Annotated in this window: 12 protein-coding genes, 1 tRNA gene, 1 rRNA gene and 1 pseudogene; 9 read left to right on the forward strand and 6 right to left on the reverse strand. The window is 69.8% G+C overall.

Annotation, left to right across the window (positions count from 1 at the left end):
* The 7 genes from rrf to EXE52_RS17720 form a co-directional block, all read left to right on the forward strand.
* A 5S ribosomal RNA gene (gene rrf, locus EXE52_RS17690) occupies positions 1 to 89 on the forward strand; the annotation flags it as partial.
* 134 nt (positions 90 to 223) lie between these two features.
* A tRNA-Cys gene (locus EXE52_RS17695) sits at positions 224 to 299 on the forward strand.
* Positions 300 to 404: 105 nt separating this feature from the next.
* Positions 405 to 1,247 carry a hypothetical protein gene (locus tag EXE52_RS17700; protein ID WP_137703990.1) on the forward strand — a complete coding sequence of 281 codons (843 nt, stop codon included), beginning with the start codon at positions 405 to 407 and terminating at the stop codon, positions 1,245 to 1,247.
* An 85-nt stretch (positions 1,248 to 1,332) separates the two neighbouring features.
* Positions 1,333 to 1,539, forward strand: a complete 207-nt coding sequence (locus EXE52_RS17705; RefSeq protein ID WP_137703985.1) for a hypothetical protein — start codon at positions 1,333 to 1,335, stop codon at positions 1,537 to 1,539.
* A gap of 16 nt (positions 1,540 to 1,555) precedes the next feature.
* Complete coding sequence (locus tag EXE52_RS17710) at positions 1,556 to 2,932, forward strand: HD domain-containing protein (protein WP_137703986.1); 1,377 nt, start codon at positions 1,556 to 1,558, stop codon at positions 2,930 to 2,932.
* A 96-nt stretch (positions 2,933 to 3,028) separates the two neighbouring features.
* A complete protein-coding gene (locus EXE52_RS17715; protein ID WP_049932877.1) occupies positions 3,029 to 3,643 on the forward strand; it encodes a VOC family protein in 615 nt (204 codons plus the stop codon).
* 1 nt (position 3,644) lies between these two features.
* Positions 3,645 to 4,355, forward strand: a complete 711-nt coding sequence (locus EXE52_RS17720) for an alpha/beta hydrolase (protein ID WP_089308716.1) — start codon at positions 3,645 to 3,647, stop codon at positions 4,353 to 4,355.
* 43 nt (positions 4,356 to 4,398) lie between these two features.
* Here EXE52_RS17720 and EXE52_RS17725 read toward each other — a convergent pair whose 3' ends face one another.
* The 4 genes from EXE52_RS17725 to EXE52_RS17740 are packed head-to-tail and all read right to left on the reverse strand — an operon-like array spanning position 4,399 to position 12,320.
* Positions 4,399 to 6,468 carry a SpoVR family protein gene (locus EXE52_RS17725; RefSeq protein ID WP_137703987.1) on the reverse strand — a complete coding sequence of 690 codons (2,070 nt, stop codon included), beginning with the start codon at positions 6,466 to 6,468 and terminating at the stop codon, positions 4,399 to 4,401.
* Complete coding sequence (locus EXE52_RS17730) at positions 6,465 to 7,850, reverse strand: DUF444 family protein (protein WP_137703988.1); 1,386 nt, start codon at positions 7,848 to 7,850, stop codon at positions 6,465 to 6,467. Before EXE52_RS17730 ends, EXE52_RS17725 begins: the two co-directional genes overlap by 4 nt.
* Complete coding sequence (locus tag EXE52_RS17735) at positions 7,841 to 10,243, reverse strand: kinase anchor protein (protein WP_137703989.1); 2,403 nt, start codon at positions 10,241 to 10,243, stop codon at positions 7,841 to 7,843. Before EXE52_RS17735 ends, EXE52_RS17730 begins: the two co-directional genes overlap by 10 nt.
* A gap of 1 nt (position 10,244) precedes the next feature.
* Complete coding sequence (locus EXE52_RS17740) at positions 10,245 to 12,320, reverse strand: PrkA family serine protein kinase (protein ID WP_049932872.1); 2,076 nt, start codon at positions 12,318 to 12,320, stop codon at positions 10,245 to 10,247.
* A 455-nt stretch (positions 12,321 to 12,775) separates the two neighbouring features.
* Between EXE52_RS17740 and EXE52_RS17745 the strand changes: the two genes are divergently transcribed.
* Entirely contained in the window at positions 12,776 to 13,549 is a 774-nt protein-coding gene (locus EXE52_RS17745) for a DUF1028 domain-containing protein (protein ID WP_094552241.1), read from the forward strand.
* Positions 13,550 to 13,557: 8 nt separating this feature from the next.
* Here EXE52_RS17745 and EXE52_RS17750 read toward each other — a convergent pair whose 3' ends face one another.
* On the reverse strand, positions 13,558 to 14,418 hold the full coding sequence (locus EXE52_RS17750; protein ID WP_089308711.1) for an endonuclease/exonuclease/phosphatase family protein: 861 nt from the start codon (positions 14,416 to 14,418) through the stop codon (positions 13,558 to 13,560).
* An 88-nt stretch (positions 14,419 to 14,506) separates the two neighbouring features.
* The gene (locus tag EXE52_RS17755) at positions 14,507 to 14,989 is read right to left on the reverse strand and encodes an RNA-binding protein (protein ID WP_049932869.1); all 483 of its coding nucleotides are present in this window, start codon (positions 14,987 to 14,989) and stop codon (positions 14,507 to 14,509) included.
* A gap of 145 nt (positions 14,990 to 15,134) precedes the next feature.
* On the opposite strand from EXE52_RS17755, the pseudogene EXE52_RS17760 reads away from it, so the two are divergent.
* Positions 15,135 to 15,361 (forward strand): annotated as a pseudogene (locus EXE52_RS17760) ((2Fe-2S)-binding protein); the annotation flags it as partial.

Here is a 15,361-nt window from a genome sequence, read left to right on the forward strand (position 1 = left end):
CCCATTCCGAACACGGAAGTTAAGCCCACCAGCGTACCGTGAAGTACTGGAGTGAGCGATCCTCTGGGAACCACGGGTCGCCGCCTGCCCACTCATCCGGGAGAATACTCCCACTCAGCCCACGGACGTATGTCCGTGGGCTTTTTTAACGTATAGCGAGTAGCGAGGGCGTTGACGCGCGACCGCTAGGCTTAAACGCTCCACAGCGGTACGTTCGGACAGCGCCAAGGTGGCAGAGTCTGGTCAGACGCAGCGGCCTGCAGAGCCGCCCAACGCCGGTTCAAATCCGGCCCTTGGCTTCTTGATTCGGTCTCGGTACGTCGCGAGGTCGGTCCCGTGAACTGACCCGCTTAGTAACCGTTAAACACCGGGTGACCCATGCGTCAACTATGCAACGACGCGCTGTGGCCGTGTTTGTCGCGCTGTTCCTCGCCGTCGCGGGCGTGGCGGGCGCGCTGACCGCGACGGCCGATAGTCCAGAGATCACGCTCGAGAATCCGGAGGTCGACGCCTCGCAGGGTGACTCGGTCGAAGTCGGTGGTGAGTCGTACGTTGTGGCCGACATCTCCGAGACGGAAGAGGGCGGAGGCGGGCACGGTGGTGCGGCGACGACCGTCATCACCGGAACGCTCGAGCGGGAGTTCACCGCGGAGACCTCCGAGACGTGGGCGAACGGTTCGACGGTTACGGTCGGTGACCGCGAGTGGCGCGTCGAGGTCACGGGGGAGAACGCGACCGAGTTCACGCTCGTCGAGGTGCTCGACCGGCAGGCGATCCTCGGCGCCGACGACGCGGCCGAGAACGAGACGGTCACGCTCGACGACGGCGAGTACGTCGCCGTGACGGACGACTCCGGCGAACGGACGCTGGTGCCCGTCGACGAGTACTTCCCGGCGCCCGAGCAGCGCTCGTACGAGGTGGGCGAGACCCTCGGGTACGACGGACAGACGGTTACGGTCGACGGTGTGACCGCTGACGGTGCCGTACTCGTGTGGGAGACGACCGAGACGGAGACCGTGGAGTTCTCCCAGCACTCGGTGGTAACGATCGGCGGCACGGACTACGTTGCGCACTTCCCCGACGCCTCGACGCTTCGGATGTCGTCGGACATCGAGGCGTACGAGGCGCAGGTCTCCGAGATAGACCAGTTCAACCAGTACAACAGCGGCCTCTCGCGCGTGCTCGTCCTCTCGGTGCTGTCCTCCATCATGCTCGCTGGGCTGGCGTTCATCCCGTCGCGGTACTGACAGCCGGCCGAGTCGGGGCGTTCGTTTCGCTTCGATGCTACGTTTCGACCGACAGCCACTACCGGACGGCACCGCTACGGCGGGCATGAGTTCGACAGGAGAGAAGGTGCGACAGCTGGCCCCCCACTGGGCGGTGATGTTCGTCGCCATGTTCGCTGCGCTGGCGGTCGCCGACCCGATCACCGGCGGGCTCGGTGTCGTCGCGTCGTTGGTGCTCGTGCTCGCTATCGCTTTCGCCTATCCGTTCGCCGTCCGGACGCTCGGCGTCGCACCGGCGGTCTGGAGGCGATGACGGCGTCGCTGTACACATGACGACACAGATCAAAGATCCCGTTCACGGGTACATCGAACTCGACGACGCGGTCGTTGATCGCGTAATCGACACGTCGGCGTTTCAGCGGCTGCGGTACGTCAAGCAGCTCTCGGCGACCCACCTCGTCTATCCGGCCGCCAACCACACGCGGTTCGAACACAGCCTCGGCGTCTACCACCTCGGCCGCCGCGTCTTCGAAAACCTCCGTGAGGAGCCGTATTTCACCCGGAACACGTCCTCGGACACGCTCGACGAGATTCAGTCGACGCTGGAGTGTGCGTGTCTGCTCCACGATGTCGGCCATCCGCCGTTCTCGCACGTCTGCGAGCGGCATCTCGACGCGACGGCACTCCGAGACCGGCTCGCGGAGCGGGGCTTCGTCGCGTCGCTTCGCGAGGCGGGGCTCGATGACACGCCACTTCTCGGGGCGAGTCCGCACGAACTCATGAGCTGTCTCCTGATACTCGACCGCTTCGGCGACGCGCTCCGATCCCTGTCGGTCGACCCGGAGGAGGTGTGCGGGTACGTCTTGGGGTACAGTCTGGTGTACGAGCGGGGCGGACCGTGGCAGCACGGCCTCGGAGCCCAGCTGCTTCACTCGCCTGTCGACGTCGACCGCCTCGACTACATCTCCCGAGACAACTGGATGACGGGCGCGAACGTGTTGAACTTCGACACCGATCGCATGGTCGACGCCTACACGGCGCACCCCGACGAGGGGCTCGCGCTCTCCGAGAAGGCGCTCTCGACGCTCGGGAACTACTTGGAGGGCCGGATCGCGCTGTACATGTGGGTGACCCAGCACCACAAGTCGGTGTACGCGAACGCGCTGCTCCGCGATCTCACCGAGCGAGCGGCCGAGCTGACCGGCGATCCGCCGGTGACGATAGACGGGATCCTCGACGGCGAGATCGACGACAACACCGTCGCGGAGCGACTGCGCCGGCTCGCGCGCGACCGCCCGGACACCACGTTCGCGACGCTGTACGACCGGTATCGGACGCGGCAGTTCCCGACGACCTGCTGGAAACATCGGATCGCCTACGCCGACCGGATCGAGGTCGACCGCGAGGCGTTCGGCGAGTGGCTCGTCTCGGGCGACGAGCGCCTCGAACACGAACTCGCGGCGGAACTGGACGTCCCGCCTCACGACGTGTGGATCGAACGCTCGTACGTCCCCGAGTACGAGCCCTCCGAGCTGGCCGACATTCCGATCGCGTACGGCGGGACGACGCGGTCGGCCGGCGACTGGGGGCTGTACGGCGAGCGCGCCTTCGACACCCCGATCCCGTTCGTCTACGTGCCCGACGGGGACCGAAAACGCGCCACTCGGTGGCTCGTCGATCGGTTTCGCGCGGAGTACGGCGGCTGACGGCATCGGACGCAATTCTGACCGATAACACCGGTGTCAGCCGGTCACGGTCCCGTCCCTTTCGGGTTTATACGACTCGGTCGCCTTCCGATCGGTATGAGCGACGAGAGCGCGGCTCCGGTCACGTCGAAGCTCCCTGACGCACCGTTCCACACCAGCGGTACCGACCACGTCACGGTCTGGGGCAGCAACGAGGAGGACACGCTCGCGTTCTACCGCGACCTGCTCGGGATGCCGCTCGTGTTGCGACAGCCGAACCTCGACGACCCCTCGCAGACGCACCTCTTCTTCGACACCGGCGACGGGCGGATCCTCACGGTGTTCGTGAGCGACGAGCGGGCGTCCGCGCGCGGCCAGCGCGTCAACACGGGCGCCGTCCACCACCTGTGTTTCACCGTCGAGCCCGACGAGTACGAGGATATCATGGCGGCGCTCGAAGAGGCAGGGAAGGGGTACAACGTCTTCGACCGCGGCATCTTCCACTCGATTTACACCCAAGACAACAACGGGCTCGTCATCGAGCTGTCCGCCGACAAATACGAGATACCCGACGACCGCAAGGGCGAGGTGCTCGCGACCGCGCAGCGGCTCCGCGAGGAGGACGGCGCCGACTTCGCGCAGGACCGCCACATGGAGGGCGCGCTGGAGGAGCTCGGCCTGCCGGTAAACAAACACGACCTGCCCGACGCCGACGCCGGCGTGGGGGTCTGAGATGGCGGACGGCGCTCAGGGCCCGCACGCGGGCGACGACCCGCACGGCGACGAGCCGCTGGTCACGGCCGGAACGCCGCTCGACGACGCGGGCGCGGCGCTCGTACTCGTCCACGGTCGCGGCGCGACCGCCCGCAGCGTCGTCGACTTGGGCGAACGGCTCGCCGGCGACCGCGACGTGGCGATCCTCGCGCCGGCGGCCGCCGGGAACACCTGGTATCCGAACTCGTTCCTCGCGCCGGTCGCGGACAACGAGCCGGGGCGGACCTCGGGCCTTCGGGCGGTCGACGCGGCCGTCGACCGCGCGACAGACGCCGAGATCGATCGCGACCGCGTCCTCGTCGCCGGCTTCTCGCAGGGCGCCTGTCTCGCGAGCGAGTTCGTCGCCCGCGATCCCGGCCGCTACGGCGGACTCGCAGTGTTCAGCGGCGGGCTGATCGGCGAGGCGGTCGAGGTCGACGACTACCTCGCGACCGGCGACCGCGGGAGCGGAGCGGGCGACGACGCGACAGGCCCCCTCGCCAGCACCCCTGCGTTCGTCGGCTGTAGCGACGTCGACCCGCACATCCCCGAGGAGCGGGTCCACGAGACGACCGCGGTGTTGGAGGCGCTCGGGGCCGACGTGGACGAACGGATCTACGAGGGCATGGGCCACGGGATCAACGAGGAGGAGGTCGCGGCGGTGGCGGAACTGGTCGGCGACCTCGCCTGAGCGTCGGCCCGCCGGCGCCGGCCGAGGGGGACGCCCGCCCGGATCACGCCAGCCAGTCGTCCGGCTTCGTGTCGTAGTCGACCTCGTCCGCGGTGATCCGTTCCCGGATCGACTCGTCGAGGTCGTGTTCCGTCACTTCGCCGCCGTCGTACTGGAAGCGCACGCCGACCTCGGTTCCCTCCGGCTCCTCGCCGCGTCGCTTGGCGCGCCGGACGGCCCCGTCGTCGTACTCGACGCGGATCGTCGCCAGGTTCACCGGGCGACCCCACAGCTCGAACACGCGCTTCAGCGTCGCTTTGGCGAGCTCCTCGTCGAGCGCGACGCCGTTGTACCGGTGGCCGATGAGTAGCTCCCCCCGGTTGCGGAAGTTCCCGTCCAACACGACGATCGTCGGCTTCCCGAAGTTGGTGAACCGGAGGAGCAGCTTCTTCCGAACGTCGTCGGCGTCGACGCTGGCGACGCGGTGTTCCTCGGCGGCTCGGCTGTACTCGTAGGTGAAGTAGTTCCCCTCGCGCACGAACTCGTCGGTGAGGAACGCGTCGATGAACGTCACGTCGTTGTGGCTCTCGCGGACCTCGAACATCCGCTCCCAGCCGGCCGCGCGGTCGACGTCGGCGATCGCCTCGGCGACCGTCGCGTACCGGTCCACGTCGAACAGGTACCGCGCCTGCTCTTCGAGCGTCTCCCGAGAGACGTTCCGGAGCGCGCCCCGGTGTTCCGGCCGCGAGAGGACGTAGTGGCGCTCCGCGAGCCCCTCGCGCGTGAGGAGCTTCCACGGGTACCGCTCCACGTCAATCTCCTCGCCGTCGGCCGACGCGCAGTCGCCGTCTCCGCGCCGAGCGGACAGCGCCCGGTCGACCGCCTCGGCGTCGACGCGCGGATCGCCGTCGGCGGCGAGGTCGGCGAGTTCGTCCAGCGTCGCCGGGCCGGCGCCCGCGACCGCCGGGTGGGGTTCGAGCAGGGTCGCGACCTCGTCGAGGTCGATCCGCGAGTGGAAGTTCTCCGGCGTCACCCCGTCGACCCGGAGCAGCTTGTCGATCACCTCTCGGCGCGCGGCGCGCAGCTCCACGTGCGTCCACAGCTCGAAGCCGAGCTTATACGGGTTGAGGCCGGGCGAGCCGAGCACCCGGGACATGTGGTCGGCGTACGTGAGGAACTCGTCCTCGCCGGCGAACCCCTCGCCGCCCATCATCAGCGACTCCCAGTACGTCGCCCACCCCTCGTTCATCACCTTCGTCTGCTTCTGCCCGGCGAAGTAGTACGCCTCCTCGCGGATCGCGTCGACGACGGTCGTCTCCCACGGCTCGCGGTCGACCGCCTTCCCGCTATCCGGGTCGTACCGCTTCCCGTGGTCGCGCAGGAACGCGAGCACGTCCGGGCGGGGCTCCTCCGGCTCGACGCCCTCCCCGCGCGCTTCGAGCCACTCGTCGTCGAACACGTCCCGGCGCACCTCCTCGGAGAGGTCGAGGTCGTCGATCCGGGCCTCTATCGCGTCGAGCGCGTCGTCGCCGTCGCCGCTCACGTCGTCCGCGATCCCCGGCTCCTCGACGGACCGCGCGGCGTCGACCGGGCTGTGCTGGTCGATCGTGTCCTCCAGCGCGCTCACGGCGTCGATCAGGCGTTCGACTTCGTCGCGGTCGACGTCGGCCCGCTTCGCGATCGCCGCGATCCGGTCGGCGTTGCGCTCCAACCGCGCCGCGGCGTTCGGGCCGCCCTCGCCGCGGTCGGCGTACAGCCCGAACCACTCGTTGTTCGCGAAGAAGTCCGCGTGCGCCTCGACGTGGGTGATCACCGCCTTCTGGTCGGCCGCCGCGTTCGACTCCTGGAGGAACGCGTGGGCCGGGTCGTCGTTGTTGACGATCTCGAACGCCTTCCCGAGCCCGTGGCGGTCCTTCTTGCGCTGCCGCTCGTAGTTCATCCCCCACCGCCAGTGCGGGTACCGGCGCTGGAAGCCGCCGTAGGCGATCAGCTCGTTCATCTGGTCGTGGTCGACCACCCAGTACCGCACCGGGTACGGCTCCAACCCGAGCCGCTCGGCCAGCTCGCGGGCCTCCTCGGCCGGCTCGTCGAGGGCGTCGGCCTCGCGCTTCGCCTCGATCCGGTCGTCTCTCATCTGCGTTCACCTCCGTCGGTCCGCCGCGCCGCGGTCGTTCCGGCGGGAGCGCTCCCGCCGCCGTCAGACTCCGTGCTGAGGATCTCGTAGATGGCGTCCGTGACGTCGTCCGGTTCCGAGACGCGCGCGACGGCCACGTCGTCGGCGTCGCCGAACGCGGACTCGACCTCGTCGGCGTGGCGGGCGTTCGCCGCGCCGTCGCCGGGCTGGGTCTCGACGTACGCGTGGAGGTTGGCGTCGATCGACTCCATCAGCGGGATCACGTTGTTCGTGGTGTCGCTACCGGCGTTCTCGGAGTCGCCCGCGGCGAACACGTACCGGTTCCACTCGCTGTACGGGTACTCCTCCAGCAGTTCCTCGACGAGCTCGTAGGCGCTCGAAATCCGGGTTCCGCCGCCCGACTGGATCCCGAAGAACTCCTCGCGGTCGACCTCCCACGCCTCCGCGTCGTGGACGACGTACCGGAACTCGGCGGCGTCGTACTTCCCGGTCAGGTACCAGTCCATCGGCGTGAACACGCGCTCGACGAGCTCGCGTTTCGTCTCGCGCATCGAGCCGGAGGCGTCGCGGACGTTGATCACCACGACGTTGCGCTCGCGCTTCTCTATCACCTCCGGGTGACGGAACCGCTCGTCCTCGCTGCGGAACGGAACGCTGTCGAGCCCCTCGCGCCGGATCCGGTGCGTGACGGGCTCGTGGTCCACCCCGTCGTCGAGCGCCTCGAAGCTCTCCCAGCGGTCAAGCGCGGCGACCGGTTCGCCCCGCTCGTCCGCGAGGGTCGCGGCGGCGTCGGCGATCCACGCCCGCGAGACCGGGACGCCCTCATCGCGCGCCCACGCGAAGACGTTGTCCACGTCGGCGCCGTCGACGAACAGGCCCTCCCGGACGTACGCCCCGTCGAAGTCGGTGGCGAGGTGGCGTTTTAACCCCCGCTTGAAGAACTCGTCGACGTCGAGGGTCCCCCGCGGGCCGGCGCGGGCGGTGTCGGTGAAGTCACCCTCCACCTCCTCGATCACTTGCTTCCCCTTCGGTTCGAGGTCGAGCCCGAGCGCCTCGTCGAGCTCGCGGGCGAACTCCTCCGGGTCCATCTCGTAGTACTCGTGGTCGCCGCCCTCCTCGCCGGGGTCGCCCGCCTCGTCGCCGTCGCCGGGCTCGGGGTCGACCGGCTGGCCGGGCTGCGGCTGGCCGTCGCCCCCCTGTCCCACGCCGCCGGCGGAGCGCTGGTCGTACTCGAACGCGGGGAGGTCGACGAGCTTGATCGGGATCCGGATCCGGTCCGCGCCGGACCCGCCGAGGTCGCCGTGGCTGATGAACTCTGCGAGGTCCGCCCGGCGCGTCTCGCCGACCTCGCGGAACCGCTCGCGGTCCTCGGTCAGTCCCACGGGTCACCACCTCCGTCGGGACCGGCACCGTCGCTCGGACCCGCGTCGCCGGCCCGCTCACCGTCGATATCGGGCCACTCCTTGCGGACCTGCTCCATCACCGCCCGGCTCGTCAGTTCCGCGGACGCCGGCGTGTAGCCGCGGTCGCACAGGCGGTCGATCGTCTCCGCCTTCACCCGTTCCGTCTCGGTGTCGGTCGGCGGGTCGGCCCACGCCGCCGGATCGAGGTCGGGGAACCGCCGCTTCACGTCGGCGAGGTCGTTCGCGTCGATAACGGCCTTCAGCTCCGGCACCTCGGCGAGCTCCACGTCGTCGACGCTGAACGCGTCGCCGCGGTTCCGCCACGCGTACCGCGTGAGTCCCCGGATCACGCGCTCGCGCCGGAAGCTCTCGACGGCCCGGCCCGGGTCGGTCCCGCGGTAGTCGCTCTCGTCGAACCGCCCGAGCGTCTCCGTCTCGAACACCTTCATCGCGAGCGGGTCCGGCGCCTCGTCCGCGCGTCCGCGCTCCGTCGGGTCGTCGTCGTCCCACGCGTACACGTGTTCGACGTACTCGGCGACGGTCTCCGCCGAGACGGTCTCCGCGGCGAGGATCGCGTCGATCACGTCCTCCCGCTGCCGCTCGCGGATCTGCGTCGCGACCGGCTCGCGCCGCCCGTCGAACTCCGCCGCCTCGGCCCGCGAGAAGACGGGGGCGTCGACGAGCCCGTCGGCGAGCGCGTCGAGCACGTCCGTCGGCGTGATCACTCGCTCGACGGGAAGCTCCGGGTGGCTCCGGTCGGCGGTCGACGAGAGCAGGTCCGCGACCGCGTCGCGCGCGTACGTCACGGGGATCCCGTTTCGGCCGTCCCCCTCGGCGAGGTCCACGTCGGCAACGGTGACCGCGTCGTCCCCGCGGCGGACCTCGCCGGTCTCGTACAGCTCGGCGGTCTCGATCAGGTCGAGGTCGCCGGGCAGGTCGTCCGCGTCGAGCCGCGTGACGACCGCGTACAGCGCCGCGGCCCCGATCGCGTGGGGCGCGATCTCGCGCTCGGCGACCGTCCCGTCCGACTCCCGCACCGCGACCGACAGCGGCGCCGCTCCGGGGTCGCGGTCCCTGCCGTCACCGGCGTCCGGGGCGGCCGCGCCGCTCGCGCCGACGCTACCGTCCTCGACCGCCGTCGCCCCGGCGATCTCCCGCCGGAGCAGCCGCGCCTCCAAGCGGCGGTTCGTGAGGTATCGGAACTCGTGTTTCGAGAGCCGGCGCTTCAGCGCCTTCAGCGGGTCGGCGTCGCCGCGCTCGGCGTGCCGGTCCAACTCGGCGTCGAGGTCGGGATTCGAGATGACGATCAGCTGGGTGTCTAAGTCCATCCCGATCCCCTTGTCGAGCTTCACGCGCCGCTCGTCGGGGACGTTGAGCAGCCGCCGGAGCAGGTCCGCGTGCTGGCTGGCGTCCTCGACGACGGTGGCGACCCCGTTCCCCTGCGAGAGGACGCCGTCGTAGCTGAACGCCTGCGGGTTCTTCCGGCCGCGCGAGTCGAGCTCGCGCAACATGCCGCCCATCCACGAGCCGACGAGCCGCTCTTTGGGGGTCCCGTCGTCCTCGGCGTGGAGGACGCCGACCCCCCGCCCGACGTCGACGACGTAGCTCGTCACGCGGAGGTGGTCGCGGTCGGTGATCGCCGAGAAGAGGTCGCGGCGCCCCTGCTCGCGGTAGGTCGACTCCAGGTGGTCGTACGCCTCGCGGCTGAACGGGTCGAGCCCCACGTCGGCGGCGATCGGATACGCGTCGTCGTCGGCCGCGTCGGCGACCGACTCGCGGACCGACTCGGGGAACACCGACAGCGGGTGCGTCTGGACCGGGCTGCGGTACCACTCCCCGGCGTCGCCGCCGTCGCCGTACGAGAGCGACGCGGCGCCCGCCCCGTCCCCGCTCCCGACGCCCGCGCCGGTGACGTTCCACTCGACGGTGTACCGGCGCCCGGCGTCCGTCTTCGAGAACGCGCGGAGCCCGTTTATCAGGCACCGCTTGAACTCCGACTTCCCCGTCGCGGTCGGGCCGTCGATCCAGACGATCGTCTCGTCGTTCCCGCGCCCCGTCGCGGCCGCGCGGAGGTCGTCGACGAACGCGTTGAGCGCGCGGGTGTTGCCCAACACGGCGTGTTCGCCGTCGTTCGCCGGGTCGTCGAAGAACCGGTACCGGTCGAGCGTCTCGCCCCGCTCGCGGACCTCACGAGTGCCGTACGACTCGACGGCCGCGAGGACGTACCCCGCCCCGGAGGCGGCCGCGGTCGGGTTCTCCAACACGCGGTCGACGTAGGACTCGAGGCTCATCGGCGGGTCGTACGCCCCCCGAAGGGCGTCGTCGGCCGCGGCGACGAACCCCTCGCCGTCCGTTCGAGTGCGTTCGCTCATCTCAGTCCCCGCCGTCCGCTATCTCCGAGCGCGCGACCGCCGCGCCCGCGTACTCTAACACCTCTGCGGCGCCGTCCTCCGAATACCCGCGGTCGACCAAGGCCGAAACCCAGGCGCTCCGGTCCTCGTCGTCGAGGTCGGTCGCGGACACCAGCGCCGAGAAGTTGATGTTGTGCTTCTTGTCCTCCCACAGCTTCCGTTCGAGGGCGCGCCGGAGGCGGTCGTTCTCCTGCGGGTCGAAGCCGCGCCCCTCGCGGGCGCGCCGCGAGATCCAGTTCGACACCTCCTGTCTGAAGTCGTCCTTGCGGTCCGAGGGCACGTCGAGCTGTTCCTCGACCGCGCGCAGGAACGTCTCGTCCGGCTCGGTCTCGCGGCCGGTCAGCTCGTCGTCGACGGTGTCGTCGTCGATGTACGCCATCACGTGGTCCATGTACTTCTCGCCCTGCCGCCGGAGCTCGTCCACGTCGTACGCCAGCGCGTGGCGCACGTCCTCGATCGCGCGCTCGCGGTACTCCTCGCGGACGGTCTCCAAGAGCCGCTCGTAGCGGCCGAGGTCGTCGGCCGCGATCGAGCCGTGCCCGCCGAGGTTCGCCTCGAAGTGATCGAAGACGGACAACGGGGAGAGGTGGCTGCGGTCGCGGTGGGTCGCGTCCATGATCGCCTCGGCGATCTCGTCGCCGACGAACCGCGCGGAGATCCCGTCCATCCCCTCGCCGACGTCGGCGGACTCGGCGGCGTCCTCCCGGAGCTTCCGCCGGTCGATCTCCTCGTCTTCGAGCTCGCCGTTGTACGCCTTCGCCTTCTCCAACAGGCTCACCGTCTCGTCGGTCGGCTCCTCCAACCGGGTGAGCACGCCGAAGAGGCCGGCCATCTCCAGCGCGTGCGGCTCGACGTGGACGTTGGGCACGTCGGCGTTGGCGAGCATCTTCCGGTAGATCTCCGCCTCGCTCTCGTACTCCAACACGTACGGGTAGTCGATCCGCTTGGTCCGGTCGTTGAACGCCTCCATCTTCTCGTCGCCGGTCTTCTCGCGGTACTCCGGCATGTTCGTCCGGCCGACGATCACTTGATCGATGTCGATCCGCGGGTTGTTCTTCGGCTTGATCGTCGACTCCTGCGAGGCGTGGAGGAAGTCGTAGAGGAACTCCCGCTGGAGCTTGAGCAGTTCCTCGCCGGAGAACAGGCCGCGGTTCGCGTTACAGAACGCGCCGGCGTAGTCGAACGCCCGCGGGTCGGACTCGCCGTAGACGGCGAGCTTGGCGTAGTTGACGTCGCCGGTGAGCTCCGTCTCGTCCTGGTTCTTCTTGTCCTTCGGCTCGAACGTCTCGATACACTCCCGGCGGTTCTCGTCTGCGACGAGCCGGACGACCTCGACGTGCTCGTCGAGGACGCGCTGGAGGTCGTCGTCGTAGTGCGCGAGCAGTTCGTTCAGGTAGAACTCCGAGGCCGGGTCCGGGTGTTGGTCGTTCCGAAGCGTGTAGGGCGCGTCGAGCCGCTCGTTTAGGTCGTCGATCACCGCCTGCCGCTGCGGCTTCGGGAGGAGGACGAGGGGGTCCTGACTCATCGGGGAGCGGACCGTGTCGTCGTCCGGGTCCTGGTCGTCGATCACCGAACAGAGGTCGACCCACCGGAAGGTGTACATCCGCCCCGCGTCCTCCCGGGTGTACGCCTCGAAGTAGCGGCGCACGAGCCAGTCGAAGTGCGACTTCCCAGAGCCGACCGGCCCCAACAGGAGCTTGATCCGCTTTTCGGGACCCAGTCCGCGGGCCCCGGACTTCACCTTGTTGACGAACTCGTGGATCGCCTCGTGGACCTCGCGGCCGTAGAAGACGTTCTCGCCGTCGTGGAGCGGGTCCTCGGCGGCGAGCGCGTACTCGGCGACGCCGCGCTCCTCGTCGTAGTGCGTCCCGTAGTGGTCGAACATGTCCGCGACGCGCTGGTGCGCGTTCCGCGCGATCCGGGGGTCGTCGTACAGCGCGTCGAGGTACCAGTCGAACGAGCGCGCCGCTCTGAGGTCGTCGGGAACCTCCGTCCGGTACTCCTCGCTGAGCCGTTCAAGCGTTTGTCGGTCTGCCATCGTATCACGTTCGCTCGGGGGGCGCGGCGGGGTCGCCGACGGCCGACGCGACGGCCGGAGCGGCCGCTCTTCGTGCGCATGTCAACAGCTCGTCGAGCCGCGAGCGGCGCGTCGTCGGGGCGCGCGTCGGTGTCGGTGGTCGCCTCGCCCGTATCCGAGGCTATATATGTGAGAGGGATTGCCACGGATAAGTATGTCGCCCGTTGACACGCATCACTCAGCGACCGGCGCCTGCGCCCTCACCGGATCCGACCGGTTCGCCGACGGTCCCTCGACCGGTTTTATCAGCGACCCGTGGGATCTACGGCGGCGGCGAGCGTCGGCTCTCTCGAATCCCTCGCGCGCGCCCGGTTGGGCCCCGTTCGAGACGCGCGCTGTCCGCGCGCCCGTCGCTGAGAACCGGAACCATCGACCCCGGCACCCACCCTTTTGCGGGGCGCCGTCCCAGTACGCCTGTGACGTTCAGCATCTGCGTTCGCGAGCGGTACACCGACGAGGACGGCGACGACCAGACCCGGTTCGGCGTGGCGGTGACCACCCGCCTGCCGGGCGTCGGCACGCTGTGTCCCTTCGCCTCGGCCGACGGCGCGGTGGCGACCCAGTCGCTCGTCAACGTCGAACTGGGACGGAAGGGGATCGAGTACCTCGGCGACGGGCTCGCGGTCGACGACGCGCTGGAGGCGCTGTTGAACGCCGACGAGGGGAGCGCTCAGCGCCAGCTCCACGGCGTCGATGCCGACGGGACGTTCGCGTTCTCCGGCGACGAGTGTAACGGCTGGTACGGCCACCGGGAGGGAGAGAACTACACCGTCGCGGGCAACCTCCTGACGGGCGAGGACGTGGTCGAGGACACCGCGGCCGCCTACGAGTCCGACGCCCACGGCGACGCGCCCCTCGCCGAGCGGCTGATCGACGCCCTCGCCGCGGGCCACGCCGCGGGGGGCGACAAGCGCGAGGACCTCGAAGTCCAGTCCGCCGCGCTGCTCGTGTGTAACACGGAGGAGGAGACCGACGACCCGTACTACAACGACCTCCGGGTCGACGCGAGCGAGACGCCGGTGGCGGACCTCCGCGAGACGTACGAGACGGCCAAGCGCGGCTACGAGACCGTCTTGGAGAAGTACGCGGACGAGGAGACCGACGACGAGAGAGAAGCCGACGAGGCAACGGACGACGGTAGGGAGGCCGACGAGGCAACGGACGACGAGACGGAAACAGACGACGAGTAGAGGGCCCGCTACATCGACAGCCGCGCGAGGATCGGCAGGTGGTCGGAGGGGTACCGCCCGCGGTCGTCGCGGTCCGCGAGGGTCGCGAACGCCTCGATCGAAAGCTCCGGCGAGACGAGCGCGTGGTCGATCCGGCGGCCGTCGATGAGGCGGGCGAAGTCGGTGAGGCTCGTCTCCGGGCCGTGCCGGAGGTCGGCGGCAACGGCGGCGTCGCGAAGCGCGGGCGCGTCGTCGGTCGCCCCTCCGTCGACCGCTCCTCCGTCGACGGTCCCCCCGGTTCCGGCGTCGTCGCCGATGAGAATCCGGTGCGGCTCCGACCCGGGCGTACAGTTGAGGTCGCCGACGAGGACGACCGGGGCCGTCCCGTCGGCGTCGGCTTCGTCGCCCGTCGCGATCGCCGGGAGCCGCTCGCGCAGCAGGCGGGCGGACTCGCGCCGCGCCCGCGCGCTCACGTGGTCGAAGTGCGTGTTGACGACGCGGAGCGCGGCGTCGCCGTCGACGGCGCGCACTCGGGCCCACGTCGCGATCCGCGGGTGGGACGCGTCCCACCCGACCGACGGCGAGTCCGGGGTCTCGGAGAGCCAGAACGTCCCGCTCCGAGTGACTTCCCAGCGGTCGCCCCGGACGCCGATCGGGCACCCTTCGCCCTCGCCGTCGGTCGCGCGACCCCGGCCGACGAACTCGTACTCCGGGAGTCGCTCGCGGAGGTCGCGGCGCTGTCCGGGGAGCGGCTCCTGAAACGCGGCGATGTCGGGCCGGTGAAAGCGGACCAGGCGCGCGACGGCGTCTCGGCGGTCGTGCCAGGCGTCGTGGTGGTCGCCCCGGTTAGCGTAGCGGACGTTGTAGCTCAGCACCCGGATCGCGGTCATTACGTCGGGGGTCGCGGGCGAGGCGATTAAAATGCGCGGAGCGCGGGACGTGTCGCGGAACGAATCGAGGCCGCCGCTCCCCGACCGCTCACACCGAGAACTCGTACAGGTCGTCGCCGACGTGGTGGATCGACTCGACGACTTTGCCGCTGTCGCCGACCATCGCGTCGCCGTCGACCATCGCGCGGCCCACCGCCAGCACCTTCCCGTGGGTCTCCTCGGCGATGACGACGAGGTCGCCCGCGCGGATCGCCTCGTCGGCCTCGACGATCCCCGGGCGCATCACGTCGGCGCCGTCGGAGACGAAGGAGATCGCCCCTGCGTCGACCGTCACGACGCCCGTCTCCGGGTCGAAGTCGTTCGCCCCCCGGACCGTGAGGAAAGGCTCGTCGTCGTCGACGTAGAAGACGGCGGGGTCGCCGTCGACTAAGACGAGCTCGTAGCCGGCGTCGACGAACTCCACGAACTCGAACGCCTCGCCGTCGATGTCGACCCCGAGGTGGTCGGCCACCGCCTCGCGGATCGCCGTGATCTCGTCGCTCCGGAGGTGGTGCCGAGATTTCACTTCCATGGGCGTTCCGTCGACCGCTCGGCCGATAAATGGACCGCTCCCCGCCTCGTCCGGGGGTCGCTCCGCGGCGGGCGCTCCGCGGCGACGGTCTCGACTCGTTGGACCGATCAAAACGGCCTTAAACCACCTCTCCATATCCATTCGTATGCTCAACCCACTGGCGATCGTGCTCGTGGCGATCGTGAATCCCCCCGCGATCGTCCTCGCGGCGGTCGCGACGCTTCTCGTCGTCCTCGTCACCTCGGTGCGGGGGACGGGGTGGGAACCCACGACCGACGTCTCGGACGAAGTGCTCGAACACCGCGCGTCGTCGGTCCCCGAGACCGAGTTCCCGGAACCGGGTAACCGCGCGGTGTTCGAGCACTTCGTCCG

This window comes from Halorubrum sp. CGM4_25_10-8A (genome assembly GCF_005435025.1).
Lineage (GTDB): Archaea > Halobacteriota > Halobacteria > Halobacteriales > Haloferacaceae > Halorubrum > Halorubrum ezzemoulense.

Excerpts from the sequence above, each read along its gene's own strand:
- EXE52_RS17705 (WP_137703985.1), top strand. The coding sequence starts at position 1,333 with ATGAGTTCGACAGGAGAGAAGGTGCGACAGCTGGCCCCCCACTGGGCG.
- EXE52_RS17710 (WP_137703986.1), top strand. The coding sequence starts at position 1,556 with ATGACGACACAGATCAAAGATCCCGTTCACGGGTACATCGAACTCGAC.
- EXE52_RS17750 (WP_089308711.1), bottom strand. The coding sequence starts at position 14,418 with ATGACCGCGATCCGGGTGCTGAGCTACAACGTCCGCTACGCTAACCGG.
- EXE52_RS17720 (WP_089308716.1), top strand. The coding sequence starts at position 3,645 with ATGGCGGACGGCGCTCAGGGCCCGCACGCGGGCGACGACCCGCACGGC.
- EXE52_RS17755 (WP_049932869.1), bottom strand. The coding sequence starts at position 14,989 with ATGGAAGTGAAATCTCGGCACCACCTCCGGAGCGACGAGATCACGGCG.
- EXE52_RS17715 (WP_049932877.1), top strand. The coding sequence starts at position 3,029 with ATGAGCGACGAGAGCGCGGCTCCGGTCACGTCGAAGCTCCCTGACGCA.
- EXE52_RS17725 (WP_137703987.1), bottom strand. The coding sequence starts at position 6,468 with ATGAGAGACGACCGGATCGAGGCGAAGCGCGAGGCCGACGCCCTCGAC.
- EXE52_RS17740 (WP_049932872.1), bottom strand. The coding sequence starts at position 12,320 with ATGGCAGACCGACAAACGCTTGAACGGCTCAGCGAGGAGTACCGGACG.
- EXE52_RS17735 (WP_137703989.1), bottom strand. The coding sequence starts at position 10,243 with ATGAGCGAACGCACTCGAACGGACGGCGAGGGGTTCGTCGCCGCGGCC.